The 24,337-nt window shown below is 39.3% G+C and carries 23 protein-coding genes and 3 riboswitches; of the genes, 13 read left to right on the top strand and 10 right to left on the bottom strand.

Annotation, left to right across the window (positions count from 1 at the left end):
• Positions 1-139 precede the first annotated feature (139 nt).
• Positions 140-622 carry a Cys-tRNA(Pro) deacylase gene (gene ybaK, locus RUH74_RS19095; protein WP_313802897.1) on the bottom strand — a complete coding sequence of 161 codons (483 nt, stop codon included), beginning with the start codon at positions 620-622 and terminating at the stop codon, positions 140-142.
• 226 nt (positions 623-848) lie between these two features.
• On the opposite strand from ybaK, the gene RUH74_RS19090 reads away from it, so the two are divergent.
• Positions 849-2,270: a PAS domain-containing sensor histidine kinase gene (locus RUH74_RS19090; protein WP_313802895.1), complete on the top strand. Its 1,422-nt coding sequence runs from the start codon at positions 849-851 to the stop codon at positions 2,268-2,270.
• A gap of 113 nt (positions 2,271-2,383) precedes the next feature.
• Here the strand turns inward: RUH74_RS19090 and RUH74_RS19085 are convergent, their stop codons facing one another.
• On the bottom strand, positions 2,384-4,036 hold the full coding sequence (locus RUH74_RS19085) for a M20/M25/M40 family metallo-hydrolase (RefSeq protein ID WP_313802893.1): 1,653 nt from the start codon (positions 4,034-4,036) through the stop codon (positions 2,384-2,386).
• A 180-nt stretch (positions 4,037-4,216) separates the two neighbouring features.
• Positions 4,217-4,398, top strand: a riboswitch (Lysine riboswitch).
• A gap of 108 nt (positions 4,399-4,506) precedes the next feature.
• Between RUH74_RS19085 and RUH74_RS19080 the strand changes: the two genes are divergently transcribed.
• The 3 genes from RUH74_RS19080 to RUH74_RS19070 are packed head-to-tail and all read left to right on the top strand — an operon-like array spanning position 4,507 to position 6,718.
• A complete protein-coding gene (locus tag RUH74_RS19080; RefSeq protein WP_313802891.1) occupies positions 4,507-5,301 on the top strand; it encodes a transporter substrate-binding domain-containing protein in 795 nt (264 codons plus the stop codon).
• Between the two features lie 14 nt (positions 5,302-5,315).
• Positions 5,316-5,999, top strand: coding sequence for an amino acid ABC transporter permease (locus RUH74_RS19075; RefSeq protein ID WP_313802889.1), 684 nt, complete (start codon positions 5,316-5,318; stop codon positions 5,997-5,999).
• Positions 5,996-6,718 carry an amino acid ABC transporter ATP-binding protein gene (locus RUH74_RS19070; RefSeq protein ID WP_313802887.1) on the top strand — a complete coding sequence of 241 codons (723 nt, stop codon included), beginning with the start codon at positions 5,996-5,998 and terminating at the stop codon, positions 6,716-6,718. Before RUH74_RS19075 ends, RUH74_RS19070 begins: the two co-directional genes overlap by 4 nt.
• 59 nt (positions 6,719-6,777) lie before the next feature.
• Here RUH74_RS19070 and RUH74_RS19065 read toward each other — a convergent pair whose 3' ends face one another.
• Both RUH74_RS19065 and RUH74_RS19060 read right to left on the bottom strand, forming a co-directional pair.
• Entirely contained in the window at positions 6,778-7,266 is a 489-nt protein-coding gene (locus RUH74_RS19065) for a PaaI family thioesterase (protein WP_313802885.1), read from the bottom strand.
• Positions 7,267-7,307: 41 nt separating this feature from the next.
• A complete protein-coding gene (locus RUH74_RS19060) occupies positions 7,308-8,597 on the bottom strand; it encodes a Na+/H+ antiporter NhaC family protein (protein ID WP_313802883.1) in 1,290 nt (429 codons plus the stop codon).
• Positions 8,598-8,694: 97 nt separating this feature from the next.
• Positions 8,695-8,807: riboswitch (SAM riboswitch) on the bottom strand.
• A 230-nt stretch (positions 8,808-9,037) separates the two neighbouring features.
• Between RUH74_RS19060 and RUH74_RS19055 the strand changes: the two genes are divergently transcribed.
• Positions 9,038-9,769 carry a DUF4230 domain-containing protein gene (locus RUH74_RS19055; protein ID WP_313802881.1) on the top strand — a complete coding sequence of 244 codons (732 nt, stop codon included), beginning with the start codon at positions 9,038-9,040 and terminating at the stop codon, positions 9,767-9,769.
• A gap of 85 nt (positions 9,770-9,854) precedes the next feature.
• Here the strand turns inward: RUH74_RS19055 and RUH74_RS19050 are convergent, their stop codons facing one another.
• Positions 9,855-11,507, bottom strand: coding sequence for an FAD-binding dehydrogenase (locus RUH74_RS19050; RefSeq protein WP_313802879.1), 1,653 nt, complete (start codon positions 11,505-11,507; stop codon positions 9,855-9,857).
• Between the two features lie 194 nt (positions 11,508-11,701).
• Between RUH74_RS19050 and RUH74_RS19045 the strand changes: the two genes are divergently transcribed.
• From RUH74_RS19045 to RUH74_RS19030, 4 genes are all read left to right on the top strand, one after another.
• Positions 11,702-12,868: an MFS transporter gene (locus RUH74_RS19045; RefSeq protein WP_313802877.1), complete on the top strand. Its 1,167-nt coding sequence runs from the start codon at positions 11,702-11,704 to the stop codon at positions 12,866-12,868.
• 202 nt (positions 12,869-13,070) lie between these two features.
• Positions 13,071-13,793 carry an ABC transporter ATP-binding protein gene (locus RUH74_RS19040; protein ID WP_313802875.1) on the top strand — a complete coding sequence of 241 codons (723 nt, stop codon included), beginning with the start codon at positions 13,071-13,073 and terminating at the stop codon, positions 13,791-13,793.
• Entirely contained in the window at positions 13,790-14,896 is a 1,107-nt protein-coding gene (locus RUH74_RS19035) for an ABC transporter permease (RefSeq protein WP_313802873.1), read from the top strand. Before RUH74_RS19040 ends, RUH74_RS19035 begins: the two co-directional genes overlap by 4 nt.
• Positions 14,897-14,975: 79 nt before the next feature.
• Positions 14,976-15,623, top strand: a complete 648-nt coding sequence (locus tag RUH74_RS19030) for a TetR/AcrR family transcriptional regulator (RefSeq protein ID WP_313802871.1) — start codon at positions 14,976-14,978, stop codon at positions 15,621-15,623.
• A gap of 39 nt (positions 15,624-15,662) precedes the next feature.
• On the opposite strand, the gene RUH74_RS19025 is transcribed toward RUH74_RS19030, so the two are convergent.
• The 3 genes from RUH74_RS19025 to RUH74_RS19015 all read right to left on the bottom strand — a co-directional run bounded on the left by RUH74_RS19025 (position 15,663) and on the right by RUH74_RS19015 (position 18,074).
• Positions 15,663-16,472 (bottom strand): AAC(3) family N-acetyltransferase, encoded by an 810-nt coding sequence (locus RUH74_RS19025; protein ID WP_313802928.1) that lies wholly within the window; start codon positions 16,470-16,472, stop codon positions 15,663-15,665.
• Positions 16,473-16,727: 255 nt separating this feature from the next.
• Complete coding sequence (locus tag RUH74_RS19020) at positions 16,728-16,916, bottom strand: hypothetical protein (RefSeq protein ID WP_313802869.1); 189 nt, start codon at positions 16,914-16,916, stop codon at positions 16,728-16,730.
• A gap of 105 nt (positions 16,917-17,021) precedes the next feature.
• Positions 17,022-18,074 carry an NAD(P)/FAD-dependent oxidoreductase gene (locus RUH74_RS19015; protein WP_313802868.1) on the bottom strand — a complete coding sequence of 351 codons (1,053 nt, stop codon included), beginning with the start codon at positions 18,072-18,074 and terminating at the stop codon, positions 17,022-17,024.
• A 196-nt stretch (positions 18,075-18,270) separates the two neighbouring features.
• Between RUH74_RS19015 and RUH74_RS19010 the strand changes: the two genes are divergently transcribed.
• The 4 genes from RUH74_RS19010 (at position 18,271) to RUH74_RS18995 (ending at position 22,081) form a co-directional block, all read left to right on the top strand.
• Positions 18,271-19,116, top strand: coding sequence for an ABC transporter ATP-binding protein (locus RUH74_RS19010; RefSeq protein WP_313802867.1), 846 nt, complete (start codon positions 18,271-18,273; stop codon positions 19,114-19,116).
• Positions 19,067-19,996 carry an iron-hydroxamate ABC transporter substrate-binding protein gene (locus RUH74_RS19005; protein ID WP_313802865.1) on the top strand — a complete coding sequence of 310 codons (930 nt, stop codon included), beginning with the start codon at positions 19,067-19,069 and terminating at the stop codon, positions 19,994-19,996. The genes RUH74_RS19010 and RUH74_RS19005 overlap by 50 nt, the downstream gene beginning before the upstream one ends.
• Before the next feature lie 70 nt (positions 19,997-20,066).
• Positions 20,067-21,077 carry a FecCD family ABC transporter permease gene (locus tag RUH74_RS19000; protein ID WP_313802863.1) on the top strand — a complete coding sequence of 337 codons (1,011 nt, stop codon included), beginning with the start codon at positions 20,067-20,069 and terminating at the stop codon, positions 21,075-21,077.
• Positions 21,074-22,081, top strand: coding sequence for a FecCD family ABC transporter permease (locus RUH74_RS18995; protein ID WP_313802861.1), 1,008 nt, complete (start codon positions 21,074-21,076; stop codon positions 22,079-22,081). The genes RUH74_RS19000 and RUH74_RS18995 overlap by 4 nt, the downstream gene beginning before the upstream one ends.
• Positions 22,082-22,129: 48 nt before the next feature.
• Here RUH74_RS18995 and RUH74_RS18990 read toward each other — a convergent pair whose 3' ends face one another.
• Entirely contained in the window at positions 22,130-22,501 is a 372-nt protein-coding gene (locus RUH74_RS18990; RefSeq protein ID WP_313802859.1) for a hypothetical protein, read from the bottom strand.
• 91 nt (positions 22,502-22,592) lie between these two features.
• Positions 22,593-22,693, bottom strand: a riboswitch (cyclic di-GMP riboswitch).
• Between the two features lie 199 nt (positions 22,694-22,892).
• The gene (locus RUH74_RS18985; protein ID WP_313802857.1) at positions 22,893-24,158 is read right to left on the bottom strand and encodes an MFS transporter; all 1,266 of its coding nucleotides are present in this window, start codon (positions 24,156-24,158) and stop codon (positions 22,893-22,895) included.
• Positions 24,159-24,337: the final 179 nt, after the last annotated feature.

The raw sequence follows: 24,337 nt of genomic DNA, 5'->3' as shown, positions 1-24,337 counted from the left end.
ATGTAAATGTCGGTCAGCTCCATTTCCCTGACAGGTTTTACTTCGTACAGTAAGGCTTGCTCAATGAATCAGACCGGCCATTTTTTCACATAGAAAAAGAGTGCCGCAAATCTTGCAGGCACCCTCTACAGAAACGTTACTATACAATTTTACAAAGATCTGCTTCTTTTCCTTGAATGGCTTGAATTAAGTCATGGGGATTCATTTCCATTTGCAGCCCGATTTTCCCTCCGCTGACAATGATTCGATCCAGTTTTAGTGCTTGAATAGCAATAAATGCTGGATATTGTTTTTTCATCCCAACAGGCGAGCAACCTCCACGAATATAACCTGTTAGCTTCTGGATATCCTTAACAGGGATCATTTCTACCTTCTTTTCGCCAGCAGCTTTTGCAGCCTTTTTTAAATCTAGCTCATCCTCCACTGGTATGATAAATACATAGACCTGTTTACTGTTTCCATAAGCAACAAGTGTTTTATAAACTGTTTTCGGATCACGATCAATTTTTTCTGCGACTGACACCCCGTCGATTTTTCCATCCTGACTATCATAGGTGATTAATTCATATGAAATCTTTTTTGAATCAAGAATGCGCATCGCATTTGTCTTTCCTTGAGCCATGTTCCTCCCCCTTACGAAGAATATTGACATAATCATCTTATTAAAAAATAAATTTAAGAAAATAACCGTTAAAAACGATATGTATACTTTGAAAATTTTGACTTCTATTTGAAAAAAAATGCTATCATATAGGTGACATATTTTTTATTAATAGTAGCTTATCTGTCATATCCTTGTCTAATTAAACATTGTTTGCCATAAAACAACAAATGAGAGGTACATATGAATGCAGGGAAAGATTACTTTAGATCATCCGCAATTATTTATTCAGGCTTTTGAGAATTCAGCTATTGGAATGGCATTAATAGCAGCTCATGGCGGGGAACTATTAAAGGTAAATCAAGCACTTTGCTGCATCCTTGGCTATGAAGAACAGGAAATGCTGAATCTAAAAATATTTGATATTACTCATCCAGATGACTCGGTAAATGATTTACATATTGTTCGTTTATTATTAGATGGAAAAGAGCATTCCTACCATTCAGAAAGACGTTACATACATAAGAAAGGCTATGAAATATGGGCGTTAATGAGCGTTTCCTTAGTAAGAGATGACCAGCAAAACCCGATTTACTACATTAGTCAAATCCAGGATATTTCTAACAGAAAGCTTACAGAAGAAAAGCTCCGGGAAGGGGAAGAAAGATACCACCGTATTGTGGAGGAATCCCCTGATGGTGTGATTATTTTGCGAGAAGAACGTTGTCTATTTATTAATCAAACTGGCGTTGAAATGCTTTGTTTAAAGGGAAAGCATGAAATTGTTGGCAGACCCATATATGACTTTGTTCATCCCGATGACCACCATCGCTTAAAACAGCGTGATATGCATAAGGATTCAATTGGCCCTATTGAAAAACGCTTTATTCGGATGGATGGAAAAGTCATTGATGTGGAGTTGAAGACAATCCCTACCATTTACCAAGACCAGCCAGCGATTCATGTTATTATGAGGGATATTAGCGAACGAAAGCAAACCCAGGATTTAATCATTAACTCCGAAAAGCTTACAATTGCAGGTCAATTAGCCGCGGGTATTGCGCATGAAGTAAGAAATCCTCTAACTGCCATTAAAGGTTTTTTTCAAATGATGGAGAAGGATCTGAAAGGCAATAAGATGTATTTTGATGTCATCAGTTCAGAGATCAATCGAATTGAAACCATTCTTAATGAGCTATTAGTACTTGCACGACCACAACAAGTCAAATATGAGCGAAAAAATATAGAAATCATTATCAATCATGTCATTACTCTATTAAAAACACAATCCAATTTAAATAGCATTGAATTAATCAAGAGCATTGAACCAAACTTACCGCTCATCCAATGCAATGAAAACCAACTAAAACAAGTATTTATCAACTTTCTAAAGAATTCTATCGAAGCGATGGAAAAGGGCGGGAGAATAACAATCGAAATACGCAAACATCATTCCGATACGATTATGATTCGGATTATTGATCAAGGCAGCGGTATACCTGAACACCTATTAAGCAAAATTGGCGAACCTTTTTTTACTACGAAAGAAAAAGGAACAGGCTTAGGCTTAATGATATGTAAAAATATTATTGAGGAGCATAAAGGAAATTTAAAGATTGATAGTTCTTCCAATGGAACGAAAGTAGAAATACTTTTACCCTTACTGTAATCGCTTTCAAGAGAAAAGCATACCCAAGTAATATCCTAAACTATATAGAACAATCTTTATATAGCTTAAGCGCAGCAAGAATGCTGCGCCTTTTTCTTCTTACAAACAATCTATTATCCCTTCAAAAGCCCTTGAATGACGAGATTTGTAATATTTGGTACGATATCTAATGAATACGTTATTTCCATTCGCTCTAGCTTTTTATGAGCGTCCACTCCATAAGGTCCGATATTGATAACTGGAACATTTAATTTTCGAATATCACTGTAGTCTACATAATGCTTTGTCCCCCATCCCGGATTATTATCAGAAACAGCTCGGATTCCCTCTTCATCATCACTTAAGGCAACAAAGCTCATATCTGATATATAGGGAAAGAAGTTTCTTGTCACAATCGGATGCGGATATTCAGGCTGTACTTGTTCAACCGCTTGCTCTAACGCATGAATCAGTGCTTGCTCTTTTTCAGTTTTTCCTGTTAATTCAATTCTTGGTGAATATAAGGATGAATAGAAAAGGATAATAGCAGGACTTTTGTCTGCCATCCACTTCCATGATTCCTCTACTACTCTTGCTGCAAACATACGTGTGTCCAATTCTGGATCTTGCATAAGTACTTCTTTAAAAGCATCCATATGATTCACATAAGCATCTCCATTTTCTGTAATCAGCAGCTGCTCCATTTCCTCATAGGTATACACTCTAGACTGCCAAGGGAGATCTCTATAGGGTTCCCCGCTGCGTTCACAATACTTTTTATATCTCTCATCAAATGCGGATAATGCATGGCCAAATGCAATGGATGCTTGCTCTTTTAGCTTGATTAATACATCCTTTGGTGTCCATGAATGGATAAAAAAATTATAATAAACATAAGCAGCTAATGCCGTTTGAACAGTATACGATGGCTTTAAATCCATCTGCTTCAGCGATACCGGAGGAACGGTCGTTTCTCCATTTGCTTCATTGCAAAGATCCGGATTATAATCAATCTGCTTCGTCAATTCGGCTGCAATGAAATTAGGATCCAACCCCTCAAAACAAGAACCCACATGTGTTTCTGCTCCCGTTATGAAAAAAGAGGGCAAGAGCTTGCCTACTGTTCCTTTGTAAATATAACGGTTCGTATCTCCTTCATATCTTGGCGACACGAAATCAGCATTAATTGCCGCCACATAATCAAATCCGTGTTCTTCTTTCCATTCCTGAAACATTTTCAAAGCGGATAACACGCCGTTGGAACTATCCTCCTCATCACATTCCGCTAGAAAAACGATATTCCCATCTAGCATCTCAGGGTGCTGGGAGTAATATTTTAGCAGATAAAGATTACTAGCTACTCCGCTTTTCATGTCAAGAATGCCACGCCCAAACAGCCATTCACCCGATTGCAAATGATCTCTAGCAGAACTAGGCAAGTCTTCTGATTTTAAGGCCTCCATCAGTTCATCTGGAGAACAGGCAAAATCCTTCAACTGGTTAAAATCATCAATTCCAACCGTATCCATATGACCCATCAAAATAATTGTCCGATTGCTCTTACCCTTTGTTCCCTTAACAAAGGCTAACACATTGTATCTTTCATTCGTATCGTTAATGGTCTGGACCATCTTTACATGTGATGAATGCTCAGCAAAATATGGAAATGATGAAATCAGCTTAAATAAGGAATGGGCAATTGCCTTTTCTCCGTCTGTATTAACAATGCTTTCAATATTGACTAGATGTTTCGTCAATGATAGTACTTCTTCACGGCATTGAAGCATAATTGATATCCCCTTTTCAAAGTCTTTCGTAAAAATGTATCTCAAGTAATAAATATTCGTCAAGACCTAAATATGAATTTAAAAAAATATTAAAATAGTATTGCAAAATAAAAAACACCCATTTATAATGGATATTAATTCAAAAAACTGCATATTAAATCCTCATCTTTCAAAGCTTTGAGATGGGGTAGAGGTCGCGATTTATATTAGTAGCCTGTTGGAGATTCAGTGAAATCTTTGAAGACAGGAGAAAGGATAAATCGCCGAAGCGTCTGAAATCACTGTTTTCAGAAAGCTGGGGCTGTTCTCGAATAGGGGCAGAACTGCCGCAATCCAAAAGATTACGGAGAGCTATCTTTACTCAAGGCTGATCGATGAGGGTGTCGAAAACACCGTCATATTCATTTTGAACGGTGTTTTTTTATTTTCAAAAAGCAGTTAACCACTTTACTTATAGGAGGAAAAAGACAATGAGAAAATTAATGATTTTTTGCACGTTATTTTTGGTGCTGATTTTAGCTGCATGTGGAACCGAGGGGAACTCAAGCACAGATAACGCCGCAGAAAGCACAACAGACAAAAGCACAACTAAAGAAACCTTTTCATTTGCCATGAGTGGTGTATATCCTCCATTAAATTTTAAAAAGGATGGGAAACTAACAGGGTTTGACGTTGAAATTGGAACAGAAATTGCCAATCGATTAGGACGAGAACCAAAACCAGTGACCAATCCTTGGGAAACCATTATTCAAGGGTTGAAAGCTGATAAATATGACGCCATTATCGGAAGTATGACCGCTACACCTGAACGGGACAAACAGGTTGATTTTACAGAACCATACTACCTATCCGGCGCGCAAATCTTTGTTGCAGAAGGAAATCAAGAAATCCGTTCAAAAGAAGATTTAGCAGGAAAAACAATCGGTGTGATCCAAGCTTCCACTTGGAAGGACATGGCAGAGGAGTTATCTGATCAAGTAAAAGGATATCCAGGTGATGTGAACGCCCTTCAGGATTTAGTAGCTGGCCGTATCGATGCTGTCATTACCGATAAAATTGTTGGTTTGAATGCCAAAAATGAAAAAGGGTTAAAAATTGAAGCAGTCGGTGAATTACTGAATGAAGACCGTGTAAGTGTAGCTGTACAAGAAGGGGATACAGCACTTGCAGAAAAAATAAATGAAGCGATTCAATCGATGATTGATGACGGCACATACGAGAAAATCAGTATGAAATGGTTTAATGAAAACATCATGAGCAAGTAGGGAGAGAGCTAGTAATGACACTTTTTACGAACATCATTGATATCCTAAGCGAACACGGCACTGCTTTTTTGAAAGCTACATGGATGACGATCTCAATCACTGCCATCTCCTTGCTCTTTGCAATGATGATTGGACTTCTATTTGCATCATTTAAAATCTCAACTAATAAAGTTCTCAACTGGATCGCTGATATGTATATCGGCATCATTCGCGGGACCCCATTAATCGTGCAAATTATGTTTTTGTACTATGGGATAGCTAATTTTGTAACTTTAGATAGTTTTACTGCTGGTGCACTCGCATTAGGGGTCCATACAGGTGCCTACATTGCTGAAATCATTAGAGGGGCTGTTCAATCCATTGATCGTGGACAATTGGAAGCTGCCAAATCACTCGGAATGTCCAAATCTTTAGCTATGCGAAGGATTATCCTTCCTCAAGCTTTCAAAAGGGCCATTCCTCCATTAGGCAATCAATTCATAATTAGCTTAAAGGATTCATCACTTGTCGCCTACATTTCTGTCACTGACTTGTACAGCACAGCATTAACCGTTCAAGGCGAAAATTATATGCCATTTGAAACCTATTTTGTTGTCGGTCTGTATTACTTAGTCATCGTATTAATCTTTACCTTCCTTACAAATAAAGTCGAAAAGAAATTAGATGTAAGCAAACCGAAGGAGGCTGTTCCTGCATGATTGAGATTAGAAACTTATCAAAATCCTTTGGTCCATTGCAAGTATTAAAAAATATTGACTTAACGATTGAGCAGCAAGAGGTTGTTGTCCTAATCGGTTCAAGCGGTTCAGGAAAAAGCACGCTGCTTCGCTGCCTGAACTTCCTTGAAACAGCAAATAGCGGCGAAATAATTATCGATTTTGAATCAATCCATCCTGCTAAAACAAACTTAAATAAAGTACGGGAAAAAGTAGGCATGGTGTTTCAGCATTTCAATCTCTTCCCCCATAAAACGGTTCTTGAAAACATTATTGAAGCGCCAATCTATGTAAAGCGGGAGAAAAAAGAACAGGCAATACAAAAAGCACAAAGGCTGCTGCAAAAAGTAGGGCTGGCGGATAAAGCAAACTTTTATCCCGATCAATTATCTGGCGGACAAAAGCAGCGAGTAGCTATTGCAAGAGCGTTAGCCATGGAGCCAAAGGTCATGCTGTTTGATGAACCCACCTCTGCACTTGATCCAGAGCTTGTCGGGGAAGTACTGCAAGTAATGAAAGAATTGGCCAGCGAAGGAATGACGATGGTAATCGTTACACATGAAATGGGTTTTGCCAAGGAAGTTGCTGATCGCGTTATTATGTTAGCAGATGGATATATAATAGAAGAAAGTCATCCCGACCAGTTATTTTCTAATCCTCAGCATGAACGAACACAAAAGTTTTTAAACAAAGTTTTGTAATCTGTTTCCAGAGAAAACGAGGTGCTAGTTATAAACCAGCACCTCGTTTTCTCTATTCATTATGAATCTTGTTTCTTAAATGTGCTCGGCATGACTACAGCCACTACTTCTCCACGAGCACAAACCGCATCACTAGCAAATACTTCTACATCAACCTTCCATTTCTTTGGATGGATTTCTGTCACTGTTCCTACCGCTTTTAATGGAACCCCATCAGGAGTTGGCTTCACAAAATCAACCTTCAAGGATGCTGTAACAAAACGAGGCGGTTCCGCACCATCCCCTACCTCATGGCCATTTTTCCGATGAAGTGCCAATGCAGCAGAACCTGTTCCATGACAATCAATGAGTGAAGCAATCAATCCCCCATAGACAAAGCCTGGAATAGCTGTATGTTCTTTTCGCGGTGTGTAGACAGTCAAGGTTTGGTCTCCTTGCCAGCCTGTTCGGAAATGATGTCCATCCTCATTTAGACGGCCACATCCATAACACCAAGCAAAATCATCTGGATAAATATCTTGAACGGCATTTACGATTGTATTTTCCATTACACTACCCCCTTTTCAGAATAGTATAACATATCAAACCCTTATTCTTTTTTAAATTTTGGGTAACCAATGAGAATGGCTACAACTCCACAAATACCTATCAAGATCGGATAAAAAGAAAACGGCAGAATACTTACTGGTGAAATACTAGCAATGCCTGCTGCAACGAGGATTTGTGCTCCGTAAGGAATTAATCCTTGCACACAGCATGAAAAAACATCCAATAAACTAGCAGATTTACGCGGATCAATATCATATTGATCGGCAATATTTTTAGCAAGCGGCCCCGCAATTAATATGGAGATTGTATTATTAGCTGTTGATAAATCGGTTAGCCCAACTAGCCCTGCAATGCCAAATTCCGCTCCTTTTTTTGATTTAATATTCCGTGTGACTGTATGAAGCAAGAAGTCGATCCCGCCATTATGCTTAATCACTTCTACCATTCCAGCGATCAAAATAGCCAAGAAGGAAATCTCATACATTCCAGCAATACCATCGCCGATCTTTTGAACCAATGTCATGATATGATAACTTCCATCTGCCAATCCAACCATTCCTGCTAACCCTATCCCTAATGCTAGGACAAGAAAAACATTCATCCCGATTAAGGCAAAAATAATCACCAAAACATATGGTAGGATTTTCACCAAGTGATAGGATTGCTGTGCAATTTCTGCATTCTCGCCCAATGTAATAATGCCTAAGATGACACATGTAACTATAGCTGCTGGCAGGACAATCCAGAAGTTCACTTTAAATTTGTCTTTCATTTGCGTATGTTGGGAACGTACAGCAGTAATCGTCGTATCCGATATAAAAGAAAGATTATCGCCAAACATGGATCCGCCGATGACCACTGCCATTGAAAGTGCCAATGAGATATCTGTTTGATCACTTATACCGACTCCGATTGGAGCAAGCGCAACAATTGTCCCCATGGATGTTCCCATTGAAAGAGAAATAAAGCAGGCGATAATAAATAACCCGACCATTAATAGATTTTGCGGGATGACTGAAAGGGCAAAGTTGACTGTCGAATCAACTGCCCCCATCCCCTTAGCCACTTCTGAAAATGCTCCGGCTAGGAGGAAAATAATTACCATGAGCATCACATTTAAGTTCCCTGCTCCTTTGCAGAAAATATCTACCTTATTACTGAACGTTTCCTTCCGATTCATCACTAATGCAACTGCACCTGAGATTGCAATGGCAACAATGACTGGAAACTTATAAAAATCTCCCGTCACAATCCCTGTGCCAATAAATAATATTAAAAATACCACGAAAGGCAGCAGCGCCCACGGGTTCCCTTTTTTGCCCAATTCCATAAGCACACCTCCAAAAAATTTCAACTTCTAACATAACAAAAAGACCCCTTCTTACCAAAGCAAGAAGAGGCCTCATAAACGAATTTATAAAACACTCCTCTTATCTTTCAAGCACACTTGCTTGCTGGATTTGGCACAGCAACTCTAGTTTCCTACAGTTCCGCTGCCGAGATATCATCGGGCCAGTCCCTCCATCTCTCTGGATAAGAAGATATTATGATTTATTTGAATAAGTATCAGATTACATGATTTCTTGTATTCATGCAACAGGAAATTTTCGGTTATTCCATCCGGTACAAAATAGAAAGGGAGCTACTGCCACTTTTTTCATTTCCCACAAAATTGGAAGAAAATAAATTATAATTAAGTAGAAACTTTTCATAGAAAACGAATGTATATAACATATACCCTATTTTCAATATTCGACAAGGAGGATTCATATGGCAAATAGAAAGGATAAGTACGCAGCCAAGGAAGAAATCCTTGCTGGAAGCAGACAAGCAGCAGCATCCATAGCAATGGGAACGAGAAAAAGATCTTCTATCCCACTCCCCTCCTTTGGCAAGTCTTTTAAATTACGAGTTTTTCTGATTGCTATCATTGTTCTTTTAATAGGAAGCTTAGGTGCGTTTGCCTATTTTAAATTGTTTACTGGCAGTACCTACCAAAGCGAAACAATTAATATCGTTGAAGGCGTTCAAGAATTGGCGACCTTAGCTACCGCCCAGGCTGTTGTCACAACAGTAATCAAAGAAGAGGACAATAAACTTTTCAATAAAGAAATCAGTGTGAATTTCCCGGGTACAAAAAGAACGGTACTCCTTATCGTTCCTGCAACTGTGCTCGCTGGAGTCGACCTGGAATCAGTTACAGATGAAAACATTATAATTGATGAAGAAAAGAAAGAAATTGAACTTACGCTGCCGCATGCATCATTCGTCCAAGAGCCATCTATCCAAATGGACAAAGTGCAAACATATTCTGAGGAAGGCCTATTTAGAGGCGAAGTGAAATGGGACGAGGGCTTTGACCTTGCAGCAAAGGCTCAATCTGAAATAAAAAAAGAGGCGGAAAGTATTGGGCTATTAACGAAAGCCGAGGAGAGCGCTGTAAAGGTATTAAGTCATTTCTTTCATCAGCTTGGCTATCAGACCCACATTAAATTTAAATAATGCATTAGATAAAGGGGCATGCGGATAGCAGCCCCTTTTCTGTAGCCTCTAATTAAACGGAAGACTACTAGACTTACATTTGTCTTTATACTAACGATGCAATGGCGCGTCCTGCTACTCGACCTGAAAAAAGACAGCCGCCAACAAATGTCCCTTCTAATGCACGATAGCCATGAATTCCCCCTCCGCCAAAGCCAGAAACCTCGCCTGCTGCATAGAGCCCCGGAATCGCTTCCCCTGCCGCATTCAGTACTTGACCAAATAGATTCGTTTGTAGCCCCCCTAAGGTTTTACGACTAACAATTTGTAATCGAACCGCAATAAGCGGGCCATTTTTAGGATCAAGTATTTTATGTGGGGCAGCTACACGAATGATTTTATCTCCTATATATTGGCGGGCACCTCGAAGGGCAGTAATTTGCAGATCCTTCGTAAATTTATTATCGATTTCTCGATCCCTAGATTTTATTTGCCGCTCAATTTCTGCAAAATCCAGTAGCTTCTCCTCTGTTAGTTGATTCATCCCCTCAACAAGATCGGACAAATGATTGGCAATGACAAAGTCCTCGCCTTTATCCATAAATGCCTGTACAGGACCAGGGGCCCCGGGCAAAATTCTAGACAATACCTTTTTAATACTTTTCCCTGTCAAATCTGGATTTTGCTCTGAACCAGAAAGAGCAAATTCACGTTCAATAATTTTCTGGGTTAATATAAACCAAGAATAGCTATATCCTGTCTTTTGGATCGCCTCTAACGTTCCTAATGTATCAAACCCAGGAAAATTTGGGGCAGGAAATCGCTTCCCTCTAGCATCCAGCCAAATAGACGAAGGTCCTGGGAGAATACGGATTCCATGCTTATCCCAAACAGGATTCCAATTCTTTATCCCTTCTGTGTAATGCCACATGCGATCGCGGTTAACAATTCTTCCTCCTGCTTTTTCCGTAATCGACAGCATCCTCCCGTCTACATGTGCAGGTACGCCTGACAGCATATGCTTTGGTGCCTCCCCAAGTCTGCTAGGCCAATTTTTGCGGATGAGGTCATGATTCCCTCCAATTCCTCCGCTAGTAATCAGCACTGCTTTTGCGCGATTTTCAAATTCGCCGATTACCACTCTTGAACTTGCTTCCCCACGGGCTGCTGAACTAGGTTCAAGGATAGATCCATTCACACCAACAATCGTATCGTTATTATTTAAAAGATGATCGACCCGATGGCGCGGACGAAACTCGACCAATCCATTCTTCATATGCTCTCTTACTCGTTGTTCAAATGGCTCAACAAGGCCCGGTCCCGTCCCCCATACAATATGGAATCGGGGTACAGAATTCCCGTGCCCTTCAGCCAGATAACCGCCTCGTTCTGCCCAGCCGACAACAGGGAAAAAACGTACACCCATATCATACAGCCATGCACGCTTTTCCCCTGCCGCAAAATCAACATAAGCCTCAGCCCATTTTCTCCCCCAATAATCCTCATCATCCACTCGATCAAAACCGGCAGTTCCTTGCCAATCCTGCCATGCCAATTCTTTAGAATCTTTTATGCCTAATCGCCGCTGCTCTGGTGAATTAACAAGAAATAGCCCGCCAAAAGACCACCATGCTTGCCCCCCAAATGAGCTTTCTGGTTCTTGGTCTATTAACAGGACTTTTTTACCCGCATCTGCCATCTCAGCTGTTGCTACCAAACCAGCGAGACCTGCACCTACTACGATTACATCATATTCCAATCATACCAGCCCCTTTCTATCATCCGGTCATTAATTTTTATCTACTAATATATTAACTGATTTTTTAGAAAATTAATTCAATTATTTAAATCTTTTGGCAAATTGTTTCCTTCATTTTTATTTAGCATCGTGCTAATGATATAATTTTTATGACCATACGAAAAAAGTTATTTAACACTGGAGTGAACTTAATTTTGGAAACGAAAAAAGCTTTGCCTATCTTGTTTGCTATCATGTTCCTTGTCATGGTGGGCTTTGGCATTATCATTCCTGTCATGCCCTTTTATGCAGAAGAAATTGGAGCCACACCGACAGAATTAGGATTGTTAATGGCGGTTTATTCCCTTATGCAGCTTCTCTTTGCGCCAATGTGGGGTCGAATATCTGATCGAATCGGCAGAAAACCTGTCATCATGATTGGAATCTTTGGGCTTTCACTTTCTTTCTTTTTAATGGCAGTGTCAACTCAGCTTTGGATGCTTTTTGTAGCAAGGATTTTCGGAGGGATCTTGTCCTCTGCTAATATGCCAACTGTTATGGCTTATGTAGCAGATATTACGTCAGAAGACGATCGCGGAAAAGGGATGGGGATCATTGGGGCAGCAACTGGGCTTGGATTTATTTTTGGCCCGGCAATAGGCGGGATATTTTCTGAGGCAAGCTTACATATTCCTTTCTATATCGCAGGCACCTCCTCATTACTCACATTTTTCTTTGTAATGGTTATTTTAAAAGAATCCTTAACACCTGAACATAGAAAGAGTAAAACAAGCAAGAAAACATCCATACTTAAAGCGTTCAATGGCCCTGTTTCCATTCTGTTTATCCTTCAATTATTCGTCTCTTTATCCTTATCTGGTCTTGAAGCAACCTTTGCATACTTTGCTTCTGAAAAGGCGGGTTTAGGAGCTGTGAAGCTAGGCTATATTTTTATGATTATGGGTTTTGCTTCAGCAATTGTGCAAGGTGGATTGGTCGGGAGATTAACAAAGAAGTTTGGCGAAGGATTTGTCATTCAGGTTGGAATTCTTATTTCGGCCATCGGCTTTGCACTCATTTTATTTATTAATAGCTTTACAACCGCAGCTTTATTTTTAACCATATTCGGGATCGGCAATGGCTTTATCCGCCCAAGTGTCTCTTCTCTGTTAACAAAACGATCAGGAGCAGGACATGGAAGCACAACCGGCCTATTATCGTCTTTCGATTCTCTCGGCAGAATCGCAGGCCCGCCATTAGGCGGCTGGCTGTTTTCCATTGCAATTGGGATGCCTTATTACTCTGGAATCATCCTTTCAATTGTTGCATTGCTTTTATATCAAGTATATCGAGTAAAAGTAAGATATGTAGATGTAAGCTAACACCTTACAGTCATTGTTTTTTGCTACTTTTCTTTAATTTTTAGGTCGTCATGAGCTATTTATTCATGACGATCATTTTTGTTTTTCTTCTTAATTTCGGGCGCCATAAAAAATAATTCTTACAATCCGGTATTGACCTGTGATTCGTTTCGATTATAATAAGAGTGAGTAATCACTCATTTTTATAGAAGGAGGTTTCCTAATGGCTTCAACTATTGTTATTAAAGATGTCTGCAAAAGTTTTGGCAAAAAGGTTGTATTAAACCATATTCGTTTAACGGTGGAGTCCGGACAAATATACGGTTTAATTGGACCTTCCGGCTCAGGGAAAACAACCTTAGTAAAGTTAATCGTCGGAATGGACCGCCCGTCACAGGGGCATATCCATGTATTAGATACCCCTGTTCCACACTTAAACCTGCTGCAAAATATTGGCTATATGGCACAAGCTGATGCCTTATACACAGATTTAACGGGAGAAGAAAACCTGGCCTTCTTTGCTTCTCTGTTTAAATTAAAGAAAGAAGAGCAAAAAAAGAGAATTGCCTATGCAGCAGAGTTAGTTAATCTAATTCCCCATCTAAAAAAGAGAGTCCATAACTATTCAGGGGGAATGAAACGGCGACTATCCCTCGCTGTTGCTTTAATTCAAGACCCTCAAGTTCTTATATTAGACGAACCTACTGTTGGAATTGACCCTGAATTAAGACAATCTATATGGGCAGAAATCCAGCGGCTAAAAACAGCGGGAAAAACAATTTTGGTAACAACACATGTGATGGATGAAGCTGAGAAGTGCGACCGTCTAGCGATGGTAAGAGATGGAGAAATTCTCACAAGTGGGACACCCGCAGAATTGAAGGAGCGCTACAACATTACTCATCTAGAAGAGGTATTCTTACAGACTGGAGGGAAAAACGCATGAGAGCATTAGCCTTAGTAAAGAGAATCTTCCGGCAAATGATGCGGGATAAGCGAGCACTTGCACTAATGATGATCGCCCCATTGCTGATTCTAACTCTGCTCGATTATTTACTTTCTAGTAATGAGGTCATTCCTAAACTTGGTGTCAACCAAATGGATGAACCACTTTCCGAACAATTAGAAAATATGGATGTAACGGTTCTGCCATATGACCAGTTAGATGACATAAAGAAAATCATGATCGAGGATGAGCTAGATGGATTTCTTCACATGAATGGTGAAGATATTCAATTAACTTTAAAAAATGCGAATCCCTCCACAGCCAATCTATTAAAGATGAAGGTACAACAAGCAATTGCTGCGGAAAACGCCAAGAACCAAGCAATTAAATTATCCCTTTTCATACAAGAGTTTCAGGATAAAGCCCCCGAAAATTTAAATAAGCTTGAACAGGGAAAGCTGCCAGAGATTGATACAAATTATATATATGGCAATAAAGAGACAACCTTTTTTGATCAGCTAAGTCCAATACTGGTCGGCTATTTTGTGTTCTTTTTCGTCTTTCTTATTTCCGGGATTGCCCTATTGCGTGAGCGGACTACCGGCACACTTGACCGATTATTAGCAACCCCCATTCAAAGAAGAGACATTGTTTTTGGGTATTTATTAGGATACGGATTATTTGCTATTATTCAAACGATGATTGTCGTCTTTTATGCGGTTAAAGTTTTGGATATTATGCTGGTTGGCTCATTATGGAATGTGATTTTAATAAATTTGACCGTTGCCTTAGTTGCATTATCATTAGGTATTCTTTTATCAGCATTTGCAAATTCAGAATTTCAAATGATGCAGTTTATACCAATTGCAATCATTCCACAAATTTTTTTCGCAGGAATATTCCCTGTCGAAGGCATGGCAGACTGGCTTCAAATGATCGCAAAGGCGATGCCGATGTACTACGCAGGCAATGCTTTAGTGGATGTGATGTACAAAGGATTAGGACTAAATGACATCACATTCGATTTGCTTATACTCTTATGCTTTGCCCTTGTCTTCATTATTCTAAATATCATTACACTGAAAAAGTATCGAAAAATCTAAACAGTTTATTCACTTTTCCATTTTCAATTAAAATGTTTTAAAATAAATATATGAAGAATGGAATTTAAAGGAGTAAACAATGTCTGAAGAAGAACTAATGATTCAACAGCTGTTTAATGAAGAAAAATTAACGGATAAGCAAAAAAAAATAATCGTTGCCGCCATTGAATCTTTTTCCGAAAAGGGATATTCAGCCACATCAACGAGTGAAATTGCCAAAAAGGCAGGGGTAGCTGAAGGAACGATTTTCCGGCACTATAAAACAAAAAAAGATTTGTTGATGTCAATTGTTGCCCCCCTTATGGCGAAGCTGATTGGCCCATTCGTAGTGAACGATTTTAACAAGGTGCTTGACCGGAAGTATGATCGAGTGGAAGACTTTCTGAAGGCGACGATCGAAAATCGAAGAGAGGTTTTAATAAAGTTGCTTCCAGTGATTAAGATCCTTCTTCAAGAGATTCCTTTCCAGCCGGAATTAAGAGAACTATTTCTAGAACAAATTGCTAAAAAAATATTTGATCGTGTCTCCATCATCATTAAGGGCTATCAGGAAAAAGGAGAATTGATTGAAATGCCTCCTGAATCTGTTGCAAGATTAGCGATTACAAGCATACTTGGCTATTTATTTTCACGCTATGTCCTATTCCCCCATCTGGAATGGGATGATGAACTCGAAGCGGAGCGCACGATCCAATTTATCATGCATGGATTAGGAAAAAAAGAATAAATACAAAAAGTCCAATCAGATGAATTGGACTTTTTTTCATCATAAATGCTCCTTCTTTTTCAGCCACTCCCGTGCAAAGTTAATGATTAGCCGCTGTTTCATCAGCTTGCATTCAGCAGAGCCAATAGCTGCTTTTTTCACAGCATGTTTCTTCTCAAACGCCTCCCCAATAGCAGCAAAACAATCCGAATCATACACAATCTCTTCATACGTTTTCCATACACGCGCATTATTTTCAAAAAGTGCTGTTCCCTTTTTAACCTTATCTCTATCGGGGATGGCGTGTTCTGCAAAATGCAAGGATGTGTTGCTGTCATGCCCTACACCTAATAATAAAATATGACCATCCAATTCATATAGTTTTGCTAATGGAGATTTCGGGCCGAATCCTTCTTCTAACGGCTGCTCAGATAGGATATAGTCGGCATGCCTCCCCCAAGCTGCAAAGGAATACGTAGGATGTAAACTTCTTTTTACCTCTGGAAACGTTCGAAAGGCCTCAACAATTTTCCCCATTCCCCTTGTTGGTGTTATTTGCGGATCATATGCTGGCATATGTTCACGGATGATCGGCCACCACTCCTTTGGTACAGGGGGCATTTGCCATTCAGATGGATCCGACATATCTCCTGTCTGTGTTGGCATCACAATCGTTCCCTCAGATCCAACCGTATCCATTAATGCTTGAACAACAGCAATGGCTCCTCCACACACCCAGCCAAAAGCGCTTAATGAGGAGTGGACAATAACAACCATCCCTTTTTCCACTCCAAGATTTTTGAAATCTTCATGCAGACTGGATCTTGTATGTGGTGACTTCAATTGTTTGATTACGTCCGCTTCTTTCATTTCCATCCCCCTAAGCATCTCTTTTAGAAAAATTAATTCCATGGTTTCTTCTCCCTTTATGGCGCTTACTCTAAATTATACCATCCGCACTAACATATTCGCCGTGCCATGGTATTTATTGGACAAAATAGTGATATATTCGCCGTTCACCTTGATATATTGGACAAAAACAAAATATATTGGCCTTCCCACCGATTATATTCGCCAAACACAAAAAAATCTGACACCGAGTAAGTGTCAGATTTCTATATTTATTTAAATTGGTTTGTTTGGCTGATAGGTAGGCTGCTGATTTTTCGCTTGGTTCTGTATACTTTTTGCTACTGCATCCTGCACATTTTCATCCAGAGAAAATTCGGTATCTGTTTGATTGAATTGCCCTGCTTGGTTTTGTGCCGCAATCACTTTTTCATGCTCCTGTGCTTCATTTTGGCGCTTTTTCAATTTATATCTCTCCTTTTTTATCAAAAGTACATATGTAGATTTCCCTAATGCTAGTACTTTATTCAAAGAGGATACATTTATAAAAAGCAAACAAAATAATATACATTAACTCATTAGCTGCTTGACTAGTTCCCTATTCCGTTTCTTGAAAACATCATTATGCGATGAGACCATGCCGAACTTTTGAGCATCAGGCTGGATAAATTGCTTTGCTTTGTTCACAGCGTTCACTGCATCCTGGAATGCTCCTGCAATTAAATGTACCTTTCCTTCGTAAGATAAAATATCACCGGCAGCGTAAAGCCCTGGGACAGTAGATTCACTAGTTGCATTTCCTGATATATAGTATTGATCAACTAAGGCAATATTTAATTCGCTATTATCAAGCAAGACAGCATCCCTTTCAAATCCATGATTAATAATAACATCATCTATTGGCAAATAAGAGATCTCACCTGTTTCCATATTGGTAAGTTCGACACGTTCAATTACCTCATGCTTATCATCAGCAATAAGCTTTGTAATCTCAGTATGGAAAAAACATGTAGCTGAGCTGTTTAATAACTGAGTAACCTGCGCTTCATGTCCCTTTAAAGCCTCTTTTCTATAAGTGACATACACTTTCTTTGCAATAGGCACTAATTCATTTGCCCAGTCAACGGCGGAATTGCCTCCACCCGAAATAATGACGGTTTTATCCTTGAAACGTTTTAAAGACTTAATTGTATAATTTAAATTTGATACTTCAAACCTTTCTGCCCCTTCAATCTCAAGCTTAAGCGGTTTCAATATCCCACCGCCAACAGCCACAATAACTGTTCTCGAATAATGCTTTTGACCTGAAGCAGCATGTAAAATGAAAATTTCATCTTCTTCGTCACGCGTGATAGAGTATACTTTTTCATTTAATACCACTTTTGGATTGAAAGTTAGCCCTTGCTCGACAAGCTGTTCAATCAGCTTAGCACCTGGAATGGGGGTCATCCCTCCAACATCCCAAATCATTTTCTCTGGATAGACATGAATTTTCCCGCCTAATTGCGGCTGATATTCGATCAGCTTTGTTTTCATTTCCCTCAATCCACTATAAAAAGTTGAATAAAGGCCTGCAGGTCCTCCACCAATGACCGTTACATCGTATATTTCTCGATGTTCCATCTCCGCTCACCTCAAACCATAAATGTTATTGATTATCATTCTCAATAAACTATATCCTCTTTTCGTTATTTTCGCAATACAAAAATAACAATTGACAAAAGAAAAAAATAGAATTATAGTTTGAGTCATAAACGATATTGATAATCATTATCAAGAGAGTTAAACCTACTACTTTCTAAAAAATGGGGGTTACATAATGGTTCGCCTATATACAAACGAATTAAATATTGGCTATGGGGAACGAAAAATTGTAAAAGATCTTAGCATACATATTCCAGATAAAAAGATTACAACGATCATCGGGTCCAATGGCTGTGGGAAGTCTACCCTTCTAAAAGCCATTACAAGAATTATTCCACACCAATCAGGAGCTGTCGTATTGGATGGAGAAAATATCGCGAAAGAAAATACGAAGATTCTGGCGAGGAAAATGGCCATTCTCCCCCAATCTCCCGAAAGTGCTAGCGGGTTAACAGTAGGGGAACTCGTTTCTTATGGGCGCTTTCCTTATCAAAAAGGTTTTGGGCGATTAACACAAAAAGACTATGGAGTAATCGATTGGGCCCTAAATGTGACAGGAACAGCTGATTTTAAATTCCGGCCTGTGGATGCACTCTCAGGAGGGCAAAGGCAGCGTGTTTGGATTGCGATGGCCCTTGCACAAGAAACAGAAATCATCTTCCTTGATGAGCCTACAACTTATTTAGACATGGCCCATCAGCTAGAAGTACTAGAGCTATTGCAAAAACTAAACGAAGAACAAGAGCGCACGATTGTCATGGTTCTACATGATTTAAATCAGGCTGCCCGGTTTGCTGATTATATTATTGCCTTAAAAAACGGCGAAATTGTTAAAGCTGGAAATTGCGAAGAAGTCATTCATCACGAGGTACTTAAACAAGTTTTCAATATAGATGCTGAAATTGGGAGAGATCCCAGGACAAATAAACCCATGTGCATTACATACAACTTAATAAAAGGAGCAAAGAAAAATGAAAAAACAGCTACTGCCATTTATGCTGTTGCTAGTGCTTCTCATTAGTGCCTGCAGCAGCCAATCAGCCGGAAAAAAAGAAGAGAAAGATGCACCTAAAGAGGAAAAAAAATCAGAAACGATCACGTACCAGTCTGAAACTGGGCCCATTGAAGTTCCTGCAGACCCGCAAAGAGTGATTCTGCTCTCTGGATATACAGGGAATGTCATTCGTTTAGGTGTAAATATTGTTGGGGTAGACACTTGGTCCAAAAATAATCCAACGTTTGCAGACGAATTAAAAGATGTAGAAGAAGTTTCAGATGAAAGCTTAGAAAAAATTATTGAATTAGAGCCTGATTTAATTATTGCCGGTTCCACTAGTAAAAACATCGATAAGTTAAGTGAAATTGCGCCTACTGTCACATATACATGGGGAAAAGTAGACTATCTCACTCAGCATATAGAGCTTGGGAAGCTTTTAAACAAAGAGAAAGAAGCAAAGAAATGGGCAGATGAATTTAAAGCTCAAGCAGAAGCAGCTGGAGAAGAGATTCGGGCAAAAATTGGTGAAGATGCAACAGTGACTGTCATTGAAGGCTACGATAAGCAGCTCTACGTTTTTGGGGATAACTGGGCACGCGGTACGGAAATCTTATATCAATCGATGAAGCTAAAAATGCCCGAAAAAGTGAAGGAAATGGCATTAAAAGAGGGCTATTATACATTATCAGCTGAGGTGCTGCCAGAGTTCGCAGGAGATTACATTGTCTTCAGTAAATATGCAGATGCCGATACCTCATTTCAGAATACAGAAACATACAAAAATATTCCTGCTGTAAAAAACAATCGTGTATTTGAAATGGAAGGAAATGGGGCTTCATTCACTGACCCTGTTACACTGGAAAAACAGCTGGCCTTCTTTAAAAAGTCATTCTTAGGTAACTAATGTTCATGAGGAATTCTTTTTGCAAGAATTCCTTTTCCCTTATTCTATGAAAAGAAAAGATGAGGAATCAATGAAAAAAGAAACTCAACGGACAACACCCTTTATATATAAACTTCTTGCTGGACTCCTTCTTTTTGTGGGAATGTTTGTGATAGCTTGTGTTTTTGGTGCTGCGGATATTGCCGTGAAAGATGTATGGTTCGCGCTAACTTCCAATGCAGAAAACGATAAAATTTCTGTTATTCGCGAAATTCGTCTTCCGCGTGAAATTGCAGCTGTATTCGTCGGGGCAGCACTAGCTGTTTCTGGTGCCATTATGCAAGGAATAACAAGAAATCCACTTGCTGATCCAGGATTGCTTGGGTTAACAGCTGGAGCAAATGCGGCTCTCGCTATTTCGATCGCATTCATCCCCTCGACCAATTACTTTGGGATTATGATTGCCTGTTTTATTGGAGCGGCTATGGGAGCGATTATGGTATTTGGCATTGGCGCAATGAAAAAGGGGGGCTTCTCCCCTCTCCGAATTGTATTAGCAGGAGCTGCTGTATCTGCCTTTTTATATGCCGTATCAGAGGGCATCGGAATATACTTTAAAATATCAAAGAATGTATCGATGTGGACAGCCGGCGGTTTAATTGGAACATCCTGGGTACAGCTCCAAGTAATCATTCCATTTATTTTAGCAGGAATTATTATCTCACTCTTCTTCTCCAGACAATTAACAATCCTTAGTCTAAATGAAGAAGTAGCTGTTGGGCTTGGGCAAAAAACAACTCAAGTAAAAATTGTCCTTTTTATCGTTATTATTTTACTCGCCGGTGCTGCTGTCGCACTTGTTGGGAATATGGTCTTCATTGGATTAATGGTTCCTCATATTGTTCGTGCAATTGTTGGAACAGACTACCGGTTTATCATTCCTATGTCAGCGATTATCGGGGCCTCTTTTATGCTGTTAGCCGATACACTTGGCCGCACTATTCATGCACCGTACGAAACCCCGATTGTAGCAATTATTGCTATGATTGGTTTACCTTTCTTCCTGTTCATCGTACGTAAAGGAGGAAAAGCCTTCTCATGATTCAGCCTAGTTTACTTAAAAAACAACGTATTTTATTATTCATACTAATTGTCCTTATTTTTCTTACAATCTTCATTGGCATGGGACTTGGTTACTCGTCGATCTCGTATAACCGTTTATTCCCTATATTATTTGGACAGGGCACATTTAAAGAAGAGTTTATTTTATTTTCTATTCGGCTGCCACGGATCATTATTACACTTTTAGCCGGGATGGCACTCGCTTTATCTGGGGCTATTCTGCAAGGGATTACACGGAATGATCTTGCCGATCCTGGAATCATAGGGATTAATTCAGGAGCGGGCGTAGCGATTGCGGTATTCTTTTTGTTTTTCCCAATCGAGGCAGGTTCGTTTGTTTATCTGCTTCCAGCTGTTGCTTTTATCGGTGCACTAATTACAGCATGCGTCATCTATTTTTTCTCGTATACTAAAAAGGTTGGGCTCCAGCCTGTTCGGTTAGTCTTAATTGGGGTTGGATTTTCTACTGCACTATCTGGAGCGATGATTGTACTTATTTCTTCAGCTGAACGGGAAAAGGTTGATTTCATTGCCAAATGGTTAGCCGGAAATATTTGGGGCACTGACTGGCCTTTTATCTCGGCACTCCTTCCGTGGCTCATCGTACTCATTCCCTTTACCATATATAAAGCAAACCGCTTAAACCTTCTGGGGTTAAATGAGCCTGTTGCTATTGGGGTTGGTGTATCGATTGAAAAGGAACGGGTCGTTCTGCTTTTGACAGCCGTTGCTTTAGCTGCTGCAGCCGTTTCAGTTACAGGCGGAATAACATTTATTGGACTGATGGCTCCACATATAGCCAAAGCCTTCGTTGGACCAAGAAATCAATTATTTATTCCCCTCGCCATTCTAATTGGCGGGTGGCTTCTGTTATTCGCAGATACGATTGGGCGTAACTTAGTTGAACCAGACGGAATTTCAGCGGGCATTATGGTTGCCTTAATTGGCGCCCCCTATTTTATGTATTTATTATTGAAAAAGTAAAAGAATCCCCATGAAAATTGAATATTTTCAGGGGATTCTCAAGTATGCTTAACTAATCTTTTCTATTACACCCATTCCTTCTAATAGCACCTTTGCGTCTTTATTTAAATATTCAACAACATCCCTTCTTAATAACAATTTTGCTTTATCTTTTACAAGTAACTTCATGGACCGAATATCAAATTTGGATGCATATGAATTTAGTGCAATGACAGTAGCCATATCCTGCCTAGAAATAGGCTCATACCCTGCATCTAGCCGATCTGTAAGCACTTTGAGCAGCTCTCTTGCATTGCTTTTCAATAACACTTTATGCTTGCTTACCACCTCTATATTATCCTCAAGCAATTTTCTTGTCGTTACAAAATCTAATTTTTCTACATTTTTATTGACTTCCTGTATTAATTCCTCAACCTTCAAAAAAATCACCTCATAATAATAAAATAGGCAAAAGAAAAAGGCCATTCCCTCATCTGTGAATAGCCAAACATTCAAATAACCCATTTAAAAATTTGGTAACCGGCTATCATAGTAAGGAGGTTATGAATGAACCTCTACCTTAGACCCTTGGCTTTGCTCCCTATTCTTTCGAATAGTTTGCCTTTAAACTCATTTATGCAGGACTTTTTATATAGGACTTTTCTACCTTATATGAATATATAATAGATTATTTTCATTCATAATTCAACAGGATTCGCCAAAATTCAACATCTAAATTGGTAACTCTATATTTCTTTTAAAGAAAACTGTGCCACCGCTTTATTTAAATCGTCTATAGTTGATATTGAATACAGCCCGTTCGTTTATCCGATTAACCCATCCCTTTTGCCTCTTGATGCTGCTCCTTAATTAGGAGCCCCCCTGCCAAGCCAAGAATGGAAAAAATCACAGGTATCATAAAGGCGAAAAAATAACCTACATGAATGGGTGCAGCATGGAAATGATCGAGAATTTTCCCAAAAATACTCGGCAAAAGTACCGCACTTAAAAAACCGCCGGTATTTGCAAAACCAGAAGCTAGACCGACTTCCTTCCGATCAAATGATTGGCGAACAACGGCAAATGTTAACGTATTAGCCCCATTGCAGTATCCGATGATAAAGAAAAGAATGATCAGCATATAAAATGGCGGTTTTCCGCCAAATAGAAGAATGGCTGTCCAGCCTAAAAATGATACAAGATGAATCACTGTATATGGCTTTTTGATCGAGCCTAAACGTCCTGCAATCCAGCTCGTAATCGGTGCGCCGATAATTGCACCGATTAGTCCGATCATGATAAGCTGACTCGCATTTGAGCGAGTCATATCATATACATTCATCCCATAAGGAACAGCCCATGAACCGATAAATCCTACATATGTTCCGACAACACCAAAGTGACATAAGAAGGTTGCCCAAGCTTGACGGCTTGAAAGAATACGAAGCAGCAGTGAAAATGTTCTTTCCTTCACTTGTTCTTCTCTTGAAAGGGTTCCCTTCTGTTCCTGGCTGCTAAAAAGTTGTTTAGGTTTTTTCACAAGGATGAAGTAAAGCAAACTGCCCAATACAAGTAGAATAACTCCTATTGATAGAAAGGGGCCTCTCCAGCCCCATAAAGATATCCATAATGAAAAAGGTACGGTTGCTAATAAGAAGCCAAAACTTCCTGCCATTCCCGCTATCCCTATCAACCCAACAAATTCATTTCCTTTAAACCATAGGCTTAAAATTAAAACCAAGTTGACCCAAATGGTAGCATCCCCCAACCCCACTAGTAATCTGGAAAAGAGAAGGAAAAACTCATTTGGAGCTACACTATATAATACGGTCCCTATACCATTAAGAATCGTTCCAAAAATAAGAAAAAAATTAGGGCCATATCGATCAGACAGTAATCCAATTGGTATTTGCAGACTTGCGTATGCGAGAAATTGAATGCTTGTCAGTAATCCAATCGTTGAAGCTGTAAGACCAAAATCCTTCATTAATTGATCTGTAATTAGTCCTGGAGCCGTCCTTTGGCTAACAATTAGAAAATAGGTAAACAACACTGTTGCAAAGACGGCCCATCTGTATTTGCTATTTTGCTTTTCCAATTTCATTACTCCTGCAGTCTTAGTTTATTCCTATTATACTGTAGTTTCTTCAAATATTATTGATGTTTTCAAATGAAGCCGTTTTCAATTTGATAATATTTTTCATAAAAAACATTCATGAGCATCTGCACACAACCAAGTATGTAAATGTCGGTCTGCTTAATTAATCAGACCGACCA

Source organism: Cytobacillus sp. (assembly GCF_032154635.1).
Classification (GTDB): Bacteria; Bacillota; Bacilli; order Bacillales; family Cytobacillaceae; genus Cytobacillus.
Note: the sequence above shows the minus strand (reverse complement) of the source record. Positions and strands in the feature narration are given on the sequence as shown.